The 18189-nt window shown below is 44.0% G+C and carries 17 protein-coding genes; 12 read left to right on the forward strand and 5 right to left on the reverse strand.

Annotated elements, in window-relative coordinates; all coding sequences use genetic code 11:
* Positions 1-183 precede the first annotated feature (183 nt).
* Positions 184-1854, forward strand: coding sequence for a peptide ABC transporter substrate-binding protein (locus M1L66_RS01930; RefSeq protein WP_002605662.1), 1671 nt, complete (start codon positions 184-186; stop codon positions 1852-1854).
* A 119-nt stretch (positions 1855-1973) separates the two neighbouring features.
* Here M1L66_RS01930 and M1L66_RS01935 read toward each other — a convergent pair whose 3' ends face one another.
* Genes M1L66_RS01935 through M1L66_RS01950 form a run of 4 tightly spaced genes read right to left on the reverse strand, consistent with a single transcriptional unit; the run spans position 1974 to position 4619 of the window.
* A complete protein-coding gene (locus M1L66_RS01935) occupies positions 1974-2723 on the reverse strand; it encodes a GNAT family N-acetyltransferase (RefSeq protein WP_187023408.1) in 750 nt (249 codons plus the stop codon).
* 52 nt (positions 2724-2775) lie between these two features.
* Entirely contained in the window at positions 2776-3327 is a 552-nt protein-coding gene (locus tag M1L66_RS01940) for a TIGR01440 family protein (protein WP_207729195.1), read from the reverse strand.
* A 30-nt stretch (positions 3328-3357) separates the two neighbouring features.
* Complete coding sequence (locus M1L66_RS01945; RefSeq protein ID WP_002605659.1) at positions 3358-3777, reverse strand: HIT family protein; 420 nt, start codon at positions 3775-3777, stop codon at positions 3358-3360.
* A gap of 41 nt (positions 3778-3818) precedes the next feature.
* Positions 3819-4619, reverse strand: a complete 801-nt coding sequence (locus tag M1L66_RS01950) for a MurR/RpiR family transcriptional regulator (protein ID WP_187023409.1) — start codon at positions 4617-4619, stop codon at positions 3819-3821.
* A gap of 260 nt (positions 4620-4879) precedes the next feature.
* Here M1L66_RS01950 and M1L66_RS01955 point away from each other — a divergent pair, with 260 nt between their 5' ends.
* The 3 genes from M1L66_RS01955 (at position 4880) to M1L66_RS01965 (ending at position 8985) form a co-directional block, all read left to right on the forward strand.
* Positions 4880-6355 (forward strand): glycoside hydrolase family 1 protein, encoded by a 1476-nt coding sequence (locus M1L66_RS01955; RefSeq protein WP_025531956.1) that lies wholly within the window; start codon positions 4880-4882, stop codon positions 6353-6355.
* Positions 6356-6376: 21 nt separating this feature from the next.
* The gene (locus tag M1L66_RS01960) at positions 6377-7756 is read left to right on the forward strand and encodes a PTS transporter subunit EIIC (RefSeq protein WP_434690489.1); all 1380 of its coding nucleotides are present in this window, start codon (positions 6377-6379) and stop codon (positions 7754-7756) included.
* A 389-nt stretch (positions 7757-8145) separates the two neighbouring features.
* A complete protein-coding gene (locus tag M1L66_RS01965) occupies positions 8146-8985 on the forward strand; it encodes a MerR family transcriptional regulator (protein ID WP_434690491.1) in 840 nt (279 codons plus the stop codon).
* Between the two features lie 119 nt (positions 8986-9104).
* Here M1L66_RS01965 and M1L66_RS01970 read toward each other — a convergent pair whose 3' ends face one another.
* The gene (locus tag M1L66_RS01970) at positions 9105-9497 is read right to left on the reverse strand and encodes a helix-turn-helix domain-containing protein (protein WP_434690494.1); all 393 of its coding nucleotides are present in this window, start codon (positions 9495-9497) and stop codon (positions 9105-9107) included.
* 721 nt (positions 9498-10218) lie between these two features.
* On the opposite strand from M1L66_RS01970, the gene M1L66_RS01975 reads away from it, so the two are divergent.
* From M1L66_RS01975 to M1L66_RS02010, 8 genes are all read left to right on the forward strand, one after another.
* Positions 10219-10389 carry a hypothetical protein gene (locus tag M1L66_RS01975; RefSeq protein WP_002605653.1) on the forward strand — a complete coding sequence of 57 codons (171 nt, stop codon included), beginning with the start codon at positions 10219-10221 and terminating at the stop codon, positions 10387-10389.
* A 632-nt stretch (positions 10390-11021) separates the two neighbouring features.
* The gene (yhfZ, locus tag M1L66_RS01980) at positions 11022-11954 is read left to right on the forward strand and encodes a GntR family transcriptional regulator YhfZ (protein WP_187023413.1); all 933 of its coding nucleotides are present in this window, start codon (positions 11022-11024) and stop codon (positions 11952-11954) included.
* A 331-nt stretch (positions 11955-12285) separates the two neighbouring features.
* Positions 12286-12645, forward strand: a complete 360-nt coding sequence (locus M1L66_RS01985; RefSeq protein WP_187023414.1) for a PRD domain-containing protein — start codon at positions 12286-12288, stop codon at positions 12643-12645.
* Positions 12646-12874: 229 nt separating this feature from the next.
* Positions 12875-14155 (forward strand): YhfT family protein, encoded by a 1281-nt coding sequence (locus M1L66_RS01990; RefSeq protein WP_434690497.1) that lies wholly within the window; start codon positions 12875-12877, stop codon positions 14153-14155.
* A gap of 34 nt (positions 14156-14189) precedes the next feature.
* Positions 14190-14546: a DUF2620 family protein gene (locus M1L66_RS01995; protein WP_110326859.1), complete on the forward strand. Its 357-nt coding sequence runs from the start codon at positions 14190-14192 to the stop codon at positions 14544-14546.
* A gap of 79 nt (positions 14547-14625) precedes the next feature.
* Complete coding sequence (locus M1L66_RS02000; RefSeq protein ID WP_432764200.1) at positions 14626-15723, forward strand: aminotransferase class V-fold PLP-dependent enzyme; 1098 nt, start codon at positions 14626-14628, stop codon at positions 15721-15723.
* A complete protein-coding gene (locus M1L66_RS02005) occupies positions 15724-16881 on the forward strand; it encodes a YhfX family PLP-dependent enzyme (protein WP_187023415.1) in 1158 nt (385 codons plus the stop codon).
* On the forward strand, positions 16878-18095 hold the full coding sequence (locus tag M1L66_RS02010; RefSeq protein WP_434690500.1) for a phosphopentomutase: 1218 nt from the start codon (positions 16878-16880) through the stop codon (positions 18093-18095). The genes M1L66_RS02005 and M1L66_RS02010 overlap by 4 nt, the downstream gene beginning before the upstream one ends.
* The last annotated feature ends 94 nt before the right edge of the window (positions 18096-18189 follow it).

The raw sequence follows: 18189 nt of genomic DNA on the forward strand, positions 1-18189 counted from the left end.
AGCCGGGAAGCAGAGAAATTCAGTTTCCCGGCTTTTTAATTGCTCTATTTTTTAATATTTCCACGAATCTTCCAAAAAATGAAAGGATTTTACGGATTGCAAGAAACTTAAATGTATGGTATGCTATAATCTGCGCTGTCTGTCACAGACAGACAAAGAGAAAAGATATGGAGGGAAAGTAACATGAAAAAAATGGCACTTGTATTAGCTGCTGTTCTGGCTTCCGGTATGGTTCTGACCGCGTGCGGCGGATCCGGCAATGCGGCAAAGGAAACAACAGGTAATAATACATCGACCACAACCACAACCACCGGCGGACTTGATCTTGCAGTTCAGGTTGGACCTGATCCGGAGACTGTAGATCCGGCGTTAAACACGGCAATTGATGCATCTAATATCATTCTGCACGCATTTGAGACGCTTCTTACCTTTGATGAGAACAATGATATTGTTCCTGGACAGGCGGAATCCTTTGATGTGAGCGATGACGGACTTACTTATACATTCCATCTTCGTGATGGATTAAAGTGGAGCGATGGCTCCGATTTTACAGCGGAAGACTTTGTTTATTCATGGAAGCGTCTGGCCGATCCGATGACGGCGGCTCCGTATGCGGCAGACATGCTGTCTATGGTAAAGGGTTATGAAGAAGCTGCGGCTGGAGACATCGACGCTTTGGCAGTGTCCGCACCTGACGCAAAGACTCTGGTTGTAGAATTAGCCAGCCCTTGTGTTTACTTTGACAAAATCATCACCCACGCAAGCATGGCTCCTGTTAAAAAGGATGTCGTAGATGCTAATGGTGATCAGTGGGCTCTGGCTCCTGAGACCTATGTATCCAACGGACCGTTAAAGATGATCGAGTGGGTGCCAGGATCTCATATGACTTTTGCAAAAAATGAAAATTACTGGAATGCTGACAAAGTTACCTTAAATTCCTTAAAGTTCGTTCTGATGGAAGATTCCAACGCGGCTTACAGTGCTTATCAGACTGGCGAAGTACAGATGATTAAGGATATTCCGACTGAGGAGATTCCAAGTCTGCAGGATAGCCCGGATTACCATCTGGATCCTCGTCTTGCTACCTCTTATACGATCTTTAACACACAGAAGGCGCCATTTGATAATGCAAAAGTGCGTATGGCCCTGAGCCTTGCTGTTGACCGTGAGTATGTAGCTAATACACTGATGATCGGTACCGTTGCCCCGGCGACCAACTTCGTAGGCCCTGGCATCTCTGATGTAGAAGCTGGTTCCTCCTTTGAAGAAGTAACACGTGCGAATAACGGCGGGGATTTCTTTAATGTAAGCGACTATGAGGCTGATCTGGCAAAAGCAAAGGAACTCCTTGCTGAAGCAGGATATCCGAATGGAGAAGGCTTCCCGATCATTGAATATATGACCAATGATGCAGGATATAACAAACCGGTTGCCGAATATTTGCAGAGTGCCTGGAAAGACCTTGGCATAACCATGGACATTAAGATTGTAGAGTGGTCTACCTTCACACCAACTCGCCGTGCCGGTGATTTTGAAATCTGCCGCGGAGGCTGGGTATACGACTATGATGATCCTTCTAATATGCTGAACTTACTTGCAAGCACAAGCGGAAACAACGATGGAAAGTATTCCAATCCGGAAGTTGACAAGCTGCTTGAAGAAGCGCGTTCTACTGCTGATAAGGCAGAACACTATGAGAAGCTTCATGCTGCAGAGAACCTGATCATGGAAGATGCAGCTGTTTCTCCGCTTGTTTATTCAAGTGATTTCTATCTGCAGAATCCGAAGTTAAAGGGAACATGGCATTCTCCATATGGTTACTGGTACTTCATGTACGCAACCATGGAAGAGTAATTGGAAATAACAGAAAATCAGAAATCTACAAAGAATTAAATATTCAAGAAATATCGGAAAGGGTTCCGCCACTTGTCAGACAATGTGGCGGGATCCTTTTTGACATACTGGATCATTTGTTATTTTTTTAGTATTCTCATTAAATAGTTGATATCCAGCAGGTTTACTGTTTCAAAATTACCATTATAAAACACACCCCAGTTATTGAATACACAAGGAAGTTCCTTTGCTTTTTGGAGCGTATCTACTTGAATAAAAGATACGGGAATCTTACTCTCTTCACAATGCTGCTTAATCATCTCGATATTTTGATGAATATAGGGACATTGCAAATCATAATAAATGGTCAGTTCTTTACTTTCGATTCCAGGGGTTTTGACATTTGGTGCAAATCTTGGAGTTGTCCCATCCAAAGAAAGAGCAAGCAGCTCGTATCCATTGTCGGTAGTATCGACAACTTCGAAGCCGAATTTTTTTGCAAATGCCTGGTTGGAAAGCCAGGATTTTTGTTTTTTCGCCCCTAACATGCAAATACCGGATTTTCCTTTTTCCTTGGCATCAGCCAGACAATATTCCATCAGAACTTTCCCATATCCTTTTCCTTTGTAACTGCCAGTAACCCATAAGCAATAAAGATACAGATAGTTGTCCCCATTTATAGGAACCCATGCTGTTTCAAGAGGCGCATATTCGATAAAAACTGTAGCCTTTGCATCTAACTTTCTAAAAACATGACCTTCATTCAGCCGGTCTGAAAGCCATTGGCGCTTTGCCTCAACACCGGGATGGGGTTTTTTACTGCGGATAATACAGCATAAATGCTCATTGGCAAGGTTCTCTGTCGTCAAGTTTATAAATTCAGTATCCATATGCTGCCTCGCTTTCAATAAACGGCTGTTATTTTCTTAGCCTTGCGGTATCTTACATTAGTTCAGGATTGTAATGGGCCCGCTCTCCGCCAATAAATTTAGGCCTGGTTCGCGCGCAGACAACGCGGGCGGCACCTACGTATTTGGTGGCGATGCGCACGGGAACCGCAACGGCTTTTAAATGCATGCCGATCAGAGTATCTCCGATATCAATGCCGGCGGCTGCCTGGATATGTTCCACTGCCACCGGATGCTGTAAAGTATGGTACGCCGCAGTGGCAAAAGAGCCGCCGGCCTTTAATTGAGGAACTACATTCACTGGTTCATATCCATAGCGTGCGGCAGCTTCTGCTTCCAGGACCAGAGCCCGGTTTAGGTGTTCACAGCACTGGGCAGCTATGTCAATGCCGTGAGAAGACATGATCTGATAAATAGCGGTGTATACTGCTTCGCCGATCTCCTCGCTGGAGTGAGAGCCGATGCAGTATTCTGCAATTTCACTGGAAGAACAACCGATAACGACAAGATCGTGTTCTTTTAAATGAGCGGCTTCCAATAATTCTGCAGCGGCATCGGCCGCCTGCTTTCTGATGTCATCTAACATGGATTCCACACTTCCTTTTTGGTTTATCAATTATAATGCGGCGCGAATCGCAACAGCCATGTCTTCATACTCTTCATCAGTTAAATACACCTTGTCTGGATTCATGGCAAATGTTCCGCCCCATTCATCCCCGCCATTGTATTTGGGCACGATGTGCATATGAAGATGGCAGCCAGTATCTCCGTAAGCACCATAGTTCACTTTGTCAGGATTAAATACCTTGTGTACAGCCTTGGAGACCTTGGCAACGTCAGCAAAAAATGCGCTGCGTTCATCATCGCTGATATCGATCAATTCACTGACGTGTTCTTTATACGCGAGAATAACTCTGCCGCGTTTGCTCTGTTCCTTGAATAAATATAAAACGCCGGTTTCCATCTCGCAGACAGGATAACCAAATTTTGCGACCAGTTCTCCCTGCATACAGTATGCGCAATTTGGATCTTTCATAATATTAGTACCTTCTTTCTTTTATTTTTATTATTCTGGATCTATTTTATCAAAATAGAGTGGGGATGGGAAGAGGGCAGAGTATTAACTTTCTCAATATAGAGATTAAACAACAGGTCAAAGAAATAACTTACGCCGTATCGGGTGTATACATTTTGAATGCCCTCGGTAATGCGGTCACTGGAATGAAATTTGTGACTGAGATAAATCACATTGTCATAGCAGGACTCAAATTTTTCGGAATGATTAAGGGTAATCAGCACTTTGCAGGCGTGGACGTTCTGCAGGTCGGAGAGCGTAGCTATGGCGTAATTGCCGGTGGTTGAGGTAACAATAACCAGGTCTTCAGGCTTTAGATTTTGCAGGAGAGCAGTATCAGGATAGGCATCTGTAACAATACGAATCAGTTTACCGATCGCAGCCAGTCCCTGCTGCAGTACCTTCGCTGGATAACTAGACAGATCCGCAGCCAGGATAACGACCTGTTCACTGTCGTGGATGCGTTTTACCAGCACTTCGAGATTCTGGGCCAGGAACATCTCATTGATATCCTGCATCATATCATCCATGGAAATACGAAGATACTGGTCGAATTCCGGATGGCAGGCATACTGAACAAAGGCATCCATGTGCTGTCGGGTAATTGGTGCATTCTGTTTCATGGCAGTAAAGCTTTCGTAACCGATCAGTTTGGCAAATCGTTGAATACTGCTTCGGGAAACATAGCATTCCTCCGCCACATCATAGATACTCAGGTTTTTCAATTCATGAAAATGTTCCAGTAAATATCTTGCCAACACCAGGTTCGTATCATCATCTTCATTGGAATTTAGGACTGCCAATAAAGACGTCATTAAATTAAAATAACTTAAACTGAATTTGTTTTGGATTTTATCTGTATTCATAGCCAAATCATATCACAGGTTTTTTATTCTGTCATCGATATTCACAATAAATTCTTATTCGACTTTCCATAAATGTAGTGTTTTTCACAAAATGTGGATTCAAATGTTGAACCCCATCGTTTTCGCTTCTTTGGTACACTGTTTATATGAACCAAACGTAAAAAGCAAAAATCGAATTTTGAAAGGAGACATATTTTATGAAGTATTCAAAGAACCCGGTATTTCCGGAAGGATTCTTATGGGGAGCATCCAGCGCAGCATGGCAGGTAGAGGGGGCAACCGCTGAAGATGGCCGTACTCCCGCGATTATTGATTTGAATTCTCAAACCAAGAAACCTTATGCAGATAACTCGGTAGCATCTGATCACTACCACCATTATAAAGAGGATGTAGCGTTGATGAAGGAGTGTGGCTTTACCAGCTACCGTTTTTCGATTTCCTGGTCCCGTGTAATTCCAGCGGCTGACCGTGAGGTAAATCCTATGGGAATCGCATTTTATAATAACCTGATCAATGAATTGCTGGAGGCAGGGATTACTCCGATTATCACATTGTATCACTATGATATGCCATGCTGGGTAGATGAAAAGTATGGTGGATGGCATAATCGGGCTATTATTGATGAATTCGATTACTATTGCCGTGTCTGCTTTGAGAACTTCGGGGACCGTGTAAAATACTGGCTTTCTATTAATGAACAGAATATGCAGATTGTCTATGGTGACTGGTTAGGTGTATCCAAGGGCTGCACAGACTGGTTTAAGGAAAAGTGGCAGATAAACCACATTATGAATTTGTGTCACTCCAAAGCCGTTGTCGCCTGCCATGAGCTGGTTGAAGATGGAAAAATCGGTCCAGTACCTGGATACGTGCCGATTTATCCTTATTCCTGCCGGCCGGAGGATCAGATAGGTGCCATGAATGCGGAGGAACTGACGCAGAAAATCTGGGATGACTTATATGTATTCCGCGAGTACAGCAGTTTTGTAAAAAATTACTGGAAGGTTAATGATATCGATCCGGATATTCGGCCTGGCGATATGGAATTAATAGCCCAGGCGAAAATCGATTTTATCGCGGTTAACTGCTACCGATCTGATGTGGGAATGGCCCCCGATGACAGCTATAAGCAGGAAATCGGTCTTAATAAATCCGGTATCAAAGGGGAATTCGTATATCCTAACTTGCCAGGTGAATATGCGCTGGCCAGAAATCCTTACGTAGAAGTGACGGATTGGGACTGGCATATTGATCCAGTCTGCATGCGCTATTCACTGCGTTACCTGTGGGATCACTACCACCTGCCGATGGTTATAACGGAAGCGGGCTATGGTGCTCATGAAGAGCTGGGAGAAGATGGTAAGATCCATGATCAGGCCCGTATTGATTATCTTAGAGAGTATGTTTATAATGTAGGTCTGGCGATACAGGATGGGGTAGAGGTATTCGGATTTAATCCATGGTCCTTTACCGATCTTCTCAGCACTGGAAACGGCATGGCAAAGCGTTATGGTCTGGTCTTTGTAAACAGGACCGACGATGACTTAAGGGATATGAAACGGATTAAAAAGGACTCGTTTGACTGGTATTCCACATTAATACACTCTAACGGTCAGGAATGGGGAACGGATATGTCACAGTGGCGTAATTTTGCTAAAAATAAGGCAGAATAAACAATAAGAGGGGGTACCAACATGGTTAAAAAGAATTATGCGGAAATCTGTAACTCGATCATCGCGGTGTGCGGTGGTGAAAATAACATCTCCCGCATTAGTCACTGTATGACTCGTTTGCGCGTACAGCTTTTAGACGGAAGCAAATTAGACAGAGAGGAAGCAGGAAAAATACTGGGAGTTCTGAACCTGGTAGTACAAAATGGTGAATATCAGTTTGTCATCGGTCAGGATGTTCCAAATTTGTATGCAGAATTTATTAAACATGAGGGGCTTAAGACTGACGGAGAAGTTACAGACGCCGCTGCATTAAAGCAGGATACGGAAGCGAAAAAGGGAAATGTAATGAATACCATTATGTCTTTTATTGGTGGAACCTTTTCTCCTGTTATTCCCGTGTTAATAGCTGGCGGTCTTACCGGGGCCGTATTGACGCTGCTGACCGCATTCTTTGGAGTATCCACAGAGTCGGGGACTTATACAGTTATCTATGCGATTAACCAGGCGACATTTTACTTCCTGCCAGTCTTCATAGGCTTTTCTGCAGCAAACCGACTGAAGTCCAATGGCTTTCTAGGGGCCTTTTTGGGGGCAATACTGCTGTTCTCCACTATTAACAATGCAGAGGGGCTTAATTTCCTTGGTATTCCTATTCAGCAGATTAGTTATAATTCTACAGTATTTCCGGTTATATTGGGCGTGCTTTTTATGGCAGTCGTATACCGCTTCCTTTCTAAGGTAGTTCCCGTGTATCTGCGAACTATCTTTGTACCGCTGATTACTATGCTGATCACAGTGCCTGTGACTTTAATTGTGTTAGGCCCTATTGGTAATCTGATGGGAACATGGCTGGCAAACGGTGTATTTGCCATCTATCGTGCGGCTCCGCCGGTTGCTGTTATGATTATCGGTATAACGACGCCGTTGATGGTTTTCTTTGGTATGAATAATGCGACTTATCCTATTGTATTTGCTCTGTTGGCAGAGGTTGGATCTGATCCGCTGATCTGTACCGGCATGGCTCCGGCTAATGTTGCCGTAGGGGGAGCCTGTCTGGCGGCTGCGCTGATTGCAAAGGACATTAATGACAGAAGTGTGGCTACTGGCGCAGGGATTACTGCGCTGTGTGGAATTACTGAGCCAGGGGTCTACGGAGTGTTGTTTACTAAGAAGTATCCTTTAATCGGCGCCATGGTTGGAGGCGGAATCGGCGGACTATTGGCCGGATTGGTGGGGATGACCCAGTATGTAATCTCTACGCCAGGTTTTATCTCTATACCGGCGTATATCAATCCTGATGGTACTTCAGCTAATTTGATTTGGGCTATTGTAGTCATGGGCCTTGCAGTAACGGTTGCCTTTGGAGTTACTTATGTATTAGGCAAAAAAATGGAGAAATAGAGTTACAGTTCACTCTCCACCAGGGGCACCGCAGTCCGGTTTGGCCGGGCAGGCTTCCTCAGCCTTTCCAGTTCCGGTTTCGGGCATAAGAAATTCTAAACGTGCAGAATTTTTCTAAAAACAAGGTGAAATTTCAAACTCGCTGCGCTCAGACAAGTGGGAATTTCACCTGAACGAAAAATTTTGCGCGTTAAGAACTTCTAATACTCTGCAAAGTCACAGGAAAGGCTGAGGAAGCCTGCCCGGCCAAACCGGACTGCGGTGCCCCTGGTGGGGAGTGTACTGTAACGAAATAGATTATGAACGATGAGGGCGACAGCTAAGAGGCTGGACATTGAAAAAACGGTATGCTATGATTGAGAAAATGTATGGAGTAAAGGGGCAGTCCCATGAATAAATTATTTACTATCGGCGAGATGGCGAAGCTGTTCGGTATTAATGCGAAAACGCTGCGTTATTACGATGAAATAGGATTGATCCGTCCGGAGTATACGGACCCCATGACAGGATACCGTTACTATTCTACCGGGCAGTTTGAGCGCCTTAATACAATTAAGTATCTAAGAGCACTTGATATGCCCCTGGCTAAAATTATGCGTTTTTTTGAAAATAAGGATATCGGTCAGATGATGGAGATTCTGAAAGAGCAGCAGCAGGAGGTTCTTGTAAAACGCAGAGAATTGGAACGCATAGAGCACAAGATCAGTGAACGTCTCTCACAGCTTCATGATGCACTGTATACCATATATAACCAGGTGGAGGAGGTTACTCTGCCGGACAGAAAGCTGGCTATGCTGCGGACGGAAATTCCGGCCACGGATGATCTGGAATATTCTATCCGCCAGCTGGAACGGCAGACGCAATTGGAGGCTGCCATGTTTTTGGGGAAGGTGGGCGTGTCCATTTCAATGCGTCATGTGATGTCACATAAATTCGATGAGTTTTGCTCCATATTTGTTGTGCTGGAACCTGGAGATGTCTATGACGGAGAGGCAGTGGATATTCCGGGCGGAAGATACCTAATACTTAGGTATTGTGGGACGCATACGCAGTCATCAGTCTACTATGAAAAACTTTTGTCTGAAATGAAAGTTAGAGGCTATGAACTGGCCGGAAATTCTATTGAAATTACGTTAGTGGATGCGGGAATGACAAACGATACTACACGTTTTGTAACAGAGCTGCAGCTGCCTGTAACAGTTGGGCAAGAGTATGGCCTTAGGAATTAATATAAAAAGGAATATAGCTTTTATAGTAGAGCTGCCGGCCGGCAGCTCTGCTTTTCTTAAAAACTGTAGTGAATAAGAGATAGTATGCAAAGATAAATAAGAAATAAAAATAATGCAGATTACTGTGGCTCCGTTTCTTTTGGCATATCGTTGTTGTTACGGAGACTTTCTTTGTGTTTCTGAAAGGTCTTAATCATATCAAGGACATAATCCTGTTCTTCTTTTGAAAGTAAGGTAGATAAATGATAGATCTCGGCAAGAAGATGAGCACTTCTTTCCGCGTCTTTTTCTGATTCCATGGGGCCTTCACCCTGAAGAAGCCACGAGCTGTTAATTCCCAGTTCGTAACAGATTCCCCGAATGACGAGCATTTGTGGTTCTGCTTTTTCGTGTTCAATGTTTGTGATGACACCGCGGGAGACACCAATTGCATCAGCAAGAGAATTCTGTGTATACCCTTTTGAACTGCGGGCCTGTTTGAGACGGGCACCTATTCCCATTTGATACTCCATTCCGCGTAGGCGCTGCGCCATAATCGATAAGATGGTAGGACATGCGCCAATCCGCCATTTAATTTAGATTAATAAAACACTTCATAAAATTCTGTGAATCCTGTACTTATTGGTTTCGTTCAGACTTTATCTGTGATATGAATAATGTACAGTGCAATTTCCAACGATTCAAAAATTTCAATCCACATTCTGAGTCCAGAATACAAAACCCAGAATGACATGGTAGCTATGCTACCATTTTATTCGGTTGCCCGGATTGTTTTGACCTCATGTCAGTGGGGGATATCTGCCCGCCACTGCCGCTAAGTTTTTTTTCGATTCATCTCCCACCTATGGAGGCTGGGGGAATTCTCGTAGATTTTGTTAAACGGGAATACATGTTACATGTCAGGCGCATGTGATTACGATTACTTTGGAGGTACAGGTTAAACACAAATGGGAAGCTTATCAACCATGGTAGTTTATGTATACAGTAACGCATGTGTTGAAAATACAATGTGAGTACCGTAATAGAGGTCAGTAACAGTAATTAATCATGTATAAACAATGTACTAAAAATCCTGATAACTAATCTTAACACGGTAAAAATGATTTGTCAAGACATAAATGTATTGATAAGACGGATAAACGTCTTGACAATGTGATTGAAACATGATAGCATGTATTTATAAAACATAAAAAAGATTTATCAAGTCAAAAGCCAAAGGCGGAGGGTGTAGGATTGCAGTCCATAGAAAGAGATCAGGAGAAGAACCGTCCGGAATTAATCCTTGAAGAGTCTGGAAAGCTTTCTGTTAAAGAGCAGGAGTGTATTCTGGCCACGATAAGAGGAATGGTGTTTACCAGAAGCTGTTTTTTAAAAAATGGTGTGTATAAAGACGAAAAAGAATGAGTTTGTTTATAGTGAAAATAAATATTTGAGTTAGGTTGGAATTATTATATTCAGCAATAGTTATGCCCAATTCTATGCCCATTTCTGAATAGTTTATAGAATTTAAGATCGAACAGTCTGCCATTATTTCATAAAACCCAATAAAGATAGAAGCTTTTATTAGTTATCTGGAGTTAATTTTTTCAGTCCATCTTGATGAGGTTGGTTTTTAATAAAATTATCGTTATTAACCATCAGCCCCTGCCACTATAGCTTTTTAATAATTTATGCATGGTTTTTTATAATGCTGCGTTTTACCGATTATTTAATACGATTAATGTATTATGTTTGAAGCATAGGGAAGAGATAATGACCCAGTCTTAAATATTCTGGTTTTACGCAGAATGCTTTGTGTTCTGAATGATTATTTTGGCTATATTTGGAAGAATCTTTAACCCCAAATTCAGTAACGGCCTTCTGAGGAAGATGATCAGTTTAATATAATTCCAATTAACTAAACAAAATTAGTGGATATGCTGTGAAAAAACAAAGATGTAATGGGATTATTGTTGACATTGTTTGGCGAATGTGATATTGTATGAATGTACAAAATATTGAATATTGTAGATGACAACAAAAAAGCAGGTATTTAGATGGGATATGAAGTTGGAAAGAGCATTTTATATCAAAAAACAGGATTAGCCAAAAGTCTGCTGGCGTTGGACTTACTGTCCAAGAATACGGGTGACAGAATACAGCCTATCTCCGAGTATCAGGAAAAGTTTGGAGTGTCCAGGGGGACTGTTCAGAATGCGTTTACATATCTAAAAGAGTGTGGTGCAGTGGTGCTTGAGCATCATGGGCATCAGGGAACCTATATAGAGAAGCTGAATTACCGCAAATTACAGGAAAACTGTATGAGAAAAGAGCTGTTGGGTATCATGCCGCTGCCATATTCTTTAACTTATGAGGGATTTGCTACAGCTATTTACTCGGAACTGGATGAACTTAACTTTAATATGGCTTATGCGAGGGGTGCAGTTGGAAGAATTGAACTTGTGGAGTCGGGAACCTATCAGTTTGCCATTTGTTCCCGCTATGCAGCGGAACAATCCATAAGCAGCGGCAAGAAGATAGAGATAGCCTTTGATTTCGGACAGGGTAGTTTTCTTTCAAAACACGTGCTCTTATTGGCTGATGAATCAAAAGATGGTATCTGTGATGGAATGAAGGTTGCATACGACAGCAAGTCCCTTGACCAAAGCAGGATTACGGATAATATCGTCAAGGGAAAAAAGATAACATTGATACCGATCAGGACACAGCAGACGATTGGCGCTCTGATAGATGGTACCATAGATGCTGGTGTATGGAACTATGACGACGTGTTGGAAAATCATCACGACAGGCTCAAAGTGGTTTCATTGGCTGAAACAGACTATAATAATTCTTTTTCGACTGCTGTCCTGGTGATAAAAACAGGTGACGAAGCATTGAAGGCACTGCTTAAAAAATATATAAGTGTGGAACGCGTACTGGGAATTCTTTCTGAGGTCAGAGAGAAGAGGCGGGAGCCATTTTTCTGATGTAAAAGAAATAATTTCAGTGGATACGAATATCCTGCATCAGTATGTCAGGATATTGTTTTATTGGTAATGCAACTGGTTAGCCGTAGTATAGATATCGCGAGGATTACAGCCGCGGTATCTATACAATATAAGTAACAACGTGATATTTATACCATATAACCAACAGCCAAACTGCGAGTTTGCCTTTGATGGTGGTAGCAAATAATTCAGCGTTCAGGTGTACGAATAGCCGTAACGCAATTGATTGGCATATAGCCGTCAAAAAGAGTATAGCAGAAATATTTTATATCAATGTACAAAATATTGTATATTAAGAAGGAGGAGTATTATGAATCTGGAGGAATCCTTAAATCAGCGTCTCGAGATTCTTTTAAGCAACGGTGTCATAACACAGAGCATTTCTGATTATTCGAAAACAGTGGTGAAGCTGCTGATTAATCAAAAACCGGAGGCAGACAGTGACAGGGCTGCTATGTTTATTACGCATCTGGCCATGGCCGGGCAGAGGATATTAGAGGGAAAGGAGGAAAAGCCGCTGGACGGCCAGATTTTAGAGACAGTGAAGCAGGAGCCAGTTTATGGCAGTGCATTGGATTTTCTGACAAACATGCTGAATCAGACTGATTTGGAATTTCCAGATACGGAAAAGGATTTTTTAACGGTTCATCTATGTAACCTGTTTATGTGATGGTTTGGAAGGTTGTAAGACAGTAATGCACTAACGTAAAGCGTATGCTGACGGGGATGAGATACTTCAGTAAATAAAATGTAAAAGAGAAGGAGAAAAAGATGGGGACAGGAAAAGAAGGATAGGAAGAATTGTATAATAAAAGAGAGAAGTAAACGCAAAATAAAAAGGCAAGAAATGCATTTACATATGGGAGTTTTGAAAACTATAAATTTTAGGAGGGAAAAATATGCGTTATATAGTTATATTTTTAGCCGGCGCTTTTGGGGCACTTTTAGCTAACAGGGGTATTGCGGTTTTTAATGATGCGGTAAGACCGGTTGTTCCGGAATACCGAGAGGGACGTATGACAAGGCTGGAATTTGCAACGACGACGTTTGCCTTAAGTTTCGGTCTGGTCATTGGATTTGGAATACCGTATTCTATTATGTCACCCATTATACTTGTCCATTCTCTATGGCTGGGAACCGATGTTATCGGCATTTTCTTCCCAGCAAAGAATATTGAAAAATGGTATCTGGACAAAGAGAGTCTGATTGGTGCGGGTCTTTCCGTTCTGGTAGGCGGTCTGTACGGAGTGCTGCTGCTGGCAGGTCTCCAGGGGTTTGTCAATATGATGCAGGCTCTGCCGGTTAATGTATTTGATGCATGGCAGAATATTTCAGGCCCGGTTATTTCTGCGTTTATTGCATTCCCATGTGTTGTGATTACTATGGATTACGGTTGGAAAAAGGGTCTTGCATCGCTGGTTGTATCTGTGATGCTTCGGCAGATCATGGTATTTATAGGAAAAGGAGATATTGCTGATGGTGTTGCCCTGCTAACCGGCCTTGTTCTTATTATTGTATTTGCAGTAAGGGATAAATCCGAATCAACAGGAAATCTGGCTTCTATTTTTGGAGATCGTGTAAAGAATATCAGAAAGAACATTATCTGGATTGCCATTATGGGCGCAATCTATGGACTTGCCTGCAATATGCACCTCCTGATGGAAGGTCCACAGTCTCTGGTTGCGTTAAAGGATGGAAATATTTCTTCAGCAGTCAGCATCAGCTTCGCGAGAGCATTATCCTTTATTCCATTAAAGGCATTGACTTCTCTGACAACAGGTACTTTCGTGACGGATGGATTTGGATTTACAGCAACAGTAGGTCTTTTGGCACCGAATGGAGTACTGGCAGCGGTATTTGGTGCAGTGGTAATGTCTCTGGAGGCATTGTCTCTGGCAGTAGTTGCAAAACTGTTTGATAAGGTTCCAAGTATAAAAAAATCAGCTGACAGTATCCGTGTTGCGATGACCAAGTTACTGGAGGTGGCCATACTGGTGGGCTCCATGTCGGCAGCGGAGGGCATGGCACCTGGATTTGGCTTTTTGGTAGTCGGCGGTTTCTTTGTCATGAATGAGTATTTTAAGAAACCGATTGTGCGGATGGCGGTAGGGCCAATTGCCGTAATCGCAGTAGGAGTTCTGGTCAATGTACTGGCAGTTGTAGGTTTGTACAGCGTTTAATATTATACAGTGACGCGTGAAAGGAGCAGTCAGCATGAAGATAGTAATTGGCGGACAGATGGGAAAAGAAGAGATAAAAGAACTGGCAGTCACGGCCATGGGAGATGAAGGTGAAGTCGTCATCAAGGACGATGTGGCTGCGGCTATGGATGTAAAGGGCGGGAAGGCCGATTTATATCTGGGAGCATGTATGACTGGAGGCGGAGGTGCGCTTGCGATGGCCATTGCCATTCTGGGCTATGGAACGTGTATGACAGTAGCCGATGCGGATGAAAATGCCATTAGAAAGGCACTGGAATCGGGAAAGAAAGCATTTGGATTTACTCCTTCCATATCGAAAACGGTGGTTCCGGTAATTGTAAGGCTTGCGAAAGAAGTCATGTGTAATTGAGAAACCGGATACTGCATTGCACAATTAAGGTCACATAGCATCTGCGATCAGCGTAATGCAGTACAGGCAGAAAGGAGAAATGATGCAGACATATCCGTTACAGAGCATGTCCATGGAAGAAGCAGTCAGGCTTCAATTTTTTGTGGTGGACTGCATGACAAAAGTATTTGAGGGGCATGAATTGCTGACAAGGGGAGATTTGGGTGTTGTCATGGGCCTTAATAAACCCGTGACTACCTGGAAGGCCGAAAAGGTGATTGCCAATGTATTTGGCGCGGAGGCGTGTATTCTGGTACGGGGGGCGGGAAGTGCCGCAATTCGTTTTGGACTCCATTCCATGATGAGGTCTGGCGACCGTATCCTGGTACACAGGGCGCCTGTCTATAATACTACGGCGACTTCTCTCGAAATGATGGGAATTGACGCAGTGGAAGCCGATTTTAATAAACTGGAAGAGCTTCGCCGGGTTCTGATAGAGAATCCGGATATCAGGGGAGCGCTGGTTCAGTATACGAGACAGCTGCCGGAAGACCGTTACAATATGCATGAGGTGGTACGTGTAATAAAAGAGACTGCGAACATCCCTGTGCTGACCGACGACAATTATGCGGCCATGAAGGTAAAAGAGATTGGTGTACAGTGCGGAGCGGATCTTTCCTGTTTTTCTGCATTTAAACTGCTGGGTCCTGAAGGTGTAGGCGTAATCGTTGGAAAACAAGAATTGATTGAAAGGCTGGTTAAAGAGAGCTATTCCGGCGGTATGCAGGTACAGGGCCATGAAGCGCTCGACGTTCTGCATGGACTGGTTTATGCGCCGGTAGCACTGGCTCTTCAGGCGCAGGTCAATGAGGAATGTGTCAGACGCTTAAACAGCGGTGAAATACCGGCGGTAAAGCAGGCATTTCTGGCAAACGCCCAGTCTAAAGTCCTTTTAGTGGAGTTCAGGGAAGATATCGCTGGACAGGTGTTGGAGGAAGCTGAGAAATATGGTGCTGCGCCCAATCCCGTGGGTGCGGAATCCAAATATGAGATGGTACCCATGTTTTATCGGATATCCGGCACGTTTCGGAAGGCAGATCCGGAACTGGAACATCGGATGATACGTATTAATCCTATGAGAGCCGGAGCCGACACTATTTTGAGAATCATAAGAGAATCTGTAGAAAGAGTGGTGTAAATGTTCCTGGAGCAAACAGTAAAACGGAATTCCGAACTGGTACGCCTGGCATTCAGCCTTCATCAAAAGGGAGTAATAGCGCCGGATTCTTATCTCGTCGATGTGGATACCTTTCTGCAAAATGCGGCCGAAATGTTGGCGTGTTCCAAACGAAATGACGTAAAACTCTATTTTATGCTAAAACAGTTGGGACGGAATCCCTATCTGGCCAGAGAACTCATGCGCCTGGGATACTCCGGCGCGGTGGCAGTTGACTATAAAGAGGCTGCCGTGATGATGGAGCATGGGATTCCCATCGGAAATGTGGGACATCTGGTTCAGATACCGACGGCTTTAGTGAGACAGATTGTCTCCTGCCGCCCGGAGGTAATCACGGTCTACTCTGAGGAGAAGATCCGGCAGATTGATCAGGCTGCGTCGGAATTGGGGGTAATCCAGGAGATTCTTTTGCGGGTATATGGGGATGGAGATATGATCTATTCCGGCCAGACTGCCGGTTTTAAGCTGAATACCTTGAAGGGACTGGTGAGCCGTATCGTTGGTTCAAGCCCTCATGTGAGAATCGCAGGTGTGACTTCCTTTCCCTGTTACTTGTATGACGAAGAACTGGATGACATTATACCTACGGCTAATTTACAGACTGTAAAAAAGGCGGCGGCCATTTTGGAGGCGCAGGGAATAATTTGCCGTATCATCAATACACCATCTGCAACCTGCTGTCGGACAATTGAACGGATGAAGCAGGACGGAGGGAATTGCGGCGAACCGGGACACGGATTCTCCGGGACGACGCCCATGCATGCCGCTCATGAGCAGCCAGAGAAACCATGCGTGGTTTACATAAGTGAAATATCACATAATTTTGAAGGCCGCGGATACTGTTTTGGAGGCGGCCATTACAGGCGTTCCCATATGAAAAATGCGTTAGTGGGAGAAAATCTCCTAAGCGCAAGACACGTGGAAGTAATTCCGCCTTCGGATGACAGCATTGATTACCATTTTGGATTATCGAAAGAGTGCCCTGTCGGCCAAACTGTGGTGATGGCATTCCGGTATCAGATATTTGTAACCCGATCAGACGTCGTTTTAGTCACCGGACTTAGAAAGGGCGCGCCGAGGATTGAGGGAATCTATGACAGCGCGGGCAGAGAAAAATGAGAAAGCGATTTATCGTTATTGTACTGGATGGATTTGGAATAGGGGCCATGAGAGATGCCCATATCGTGAGGCCGGGGGATGAAACGGCCAATACACTGGAAAGTATTTTAAAGGACTGTCCCGATATGAAGCTGCCGGTTTTGGAACGGATGGGGCTGATGAATGCATATGGAAGGGAAAGCAGGAATATGAAATTCAGCCCCGCTGCCAATTTCGGACGGTGCGAATTGATACATTATGGCGCGGATACATTTATGGGCCATCAGGAGATCATGGGAACGCTGCCGAAAAAGCCGGAGGCTCATCCGTTTTTGGAGAAGGCGGAAGAGGTCAAAAGGCATTTGATACAGAACGGTCATGAGGTCCGCGTGATCGAGAAGCAGGGACTGAAATATCTGGTGGTCGATCAGTATGCTACTGTGGCAGACAATCTGGAGGCAGATCCGGGAATGTGTTACAATGTGACTGCACCGCTTGATTTTATGTCGTTTGATAAAGAAATGGAGATTGCCCGCCTGGTCCGTGAAGTGGTAACCGTGGGGCGTGTCATTGTGTTTGGCGGAACTGGCAATACAATGGATGACTTGTGGAATGCGGAAGAAATAAAGTATGGAAAATATATCGGCATCGCCTCCGCAAAATCGAGATCCTATGAGCATGGCTATCAGTGCAGGCATATGGGCTATGGAGTGGATAAAAATGTACAGGCCCCTACAATACTGACAAACGCAGGATTTGACTGCACACTTATCGGTAAGGTGGCAGATATTGTGGCAAATGACGGCGGTGTGAGTATCTCCTGTGTGCCGACAGGGGAGGTGATGCGGCTTACTGTCCAGGCAGTAAAGAACATGGAAGAAGGTTTTATCTGTACAAATGTACAGGAGACTGATCTTGCAGGCCATTCACAGTCTTCGGCGGCTTACCGGGAGATACTTGAGATCGCAGACCAGGGAATCGGCGCAGTGCTGAAAGAAATGACAGCAGAAGATATCCTGGTGGTCATGGCGGATCATGGCAATGATCCCGATATCGGTCATAGCCGTCATACGAGGGAATGCGTGCCTTTACTCATTTATAAAAGGGGGATGAGCGGCCGTGAAACAGGCACCAGAAAGACGCTCTCGGATGTAGGCGCGTCAGTATGCGCCTGCTTTGGGGTGAAGAGTCCGCAGAATGGAACTTCATTTATGAAAGACTTCCGTTTATTGTGAATGGTAAGAACTGAATGTAACGTGCTGAACGAGAAATTCAGAATAAGATTCAGAAAAATGGCTGAAAATCCGCCTGAAAAATCCAGAATGAGAT

This window comes from Hungatella sp. SB206, from assembly GCF_051132295.1.
Lineage (GTDB): Bacteria > Bacillota > Clostridia > Lachnospirales > Lachnospiraceae > Hungatella > Hungatella effluvii.

Bases quoted from the DNA above. Each gene is read 5' to 3' on its own strand.
- M1L66_RS02000 (WP_432764200.1), top strand. From the start codon at position 14,626: ATGATGCAGACATATCCGTTACAGAGCATGTCCATGGAAGAAGCAGTC.
- yhfZ (WP_187023413.1), top strand. From the start codon at position 11,022: ATGGGATATGAAGTTGGAAAGAGCATTTTATATCAAAAAACAGGATTA.
- M1L66_RS01985 (WP_187023414.1), top strand. From the start codon at position 12,286: ATGAATCTGGAGGAATCCTTAAATCAGCGTCTCGAGATTCTTTTAAGC.
- M1L66_RS01955 (WP_025531956.1), top strand. From the start codon at position 4,880: ATGAAGTATTCAAAGAACCCGGTATTTCCGGAAGGATTCTTATGGGGA.
- M1L66_RS01940 (WP_207729195.1), bottom strand. From the start codon at position 3,327: ATGTTAGATGACATCAGAAAGCAGGCGGCCGATGCCGCTGCAGAATTA.
- M1L66_RS01965 (WP_434690491.1), top strand. From the start codon at position 8,146: ATGAATAAATTATTTACTATCGGCGAGATGGCGAAGCTGTTCGGTATT.
- M1L66_RS01930 (WP_002605662.1), top strand. From the start codon at position 184: ATGAAAAAAATGGCACTTGTATTAGCTGCTGTTCTGGCTTCCGGTATG.
- M1L66_RS01960 (WP_434690489.1), top strand. From the start codon at position 6,377: ATGGTTAAAAAGAATTATGCGGAAATCTGTAACTCGATCATCGCGGTG.
- M1L66_RS01935 (WP_187023408.1), bottom strand. From the start codon at position 2,723: ATGGATACTGAATTTATAAACTTGACGACAGAGAACCTTGCCAATGAG.
- M1L66_RS01995 (WP_110326859.1), top strand. From the start codon at position 14,190: ATGAAGATAGTAATTGGCGGACAGATGGGAAAAGAAGAGATAAAAGAA.
- M1L66_RS01970 (WP_434690494.1), bottom strand. From the start codon at position 9,497: ATGGAGTATCAAATGGGAATAGGTGCCCGTCTCAAACAGGCCCGCAGT.
- M1L66_RS01945 (WP_002605659.1), bottom strand. From the start codon at position 3,777: ATGAAAGATCCAAATTGCGCATACTGTATGCAGGGAGAACTGGTCGCA.
- M1L66_RS02010 (WP_434690500.1), top strand. From the start codon at position 16,878: ATGAGAAAGCGATTTATCGTTATTGTACTGGATGGATTTGGAATAGGG.
- M1L66_RS02005 (WP_187023415.1), top strand. From the start codon at position 15,724: ATGTTCCTGGAGCAAACAGTAAAACGGAATTCCGAACTGGTACGCCTG.
- M1L66_RS01990 (WP_434690497.1), top strand. From the start codon at position 12,875: ATGCGTTATATAGTTATATTTTTAGCCGGCGCTTTTGGGGCACTTTTA.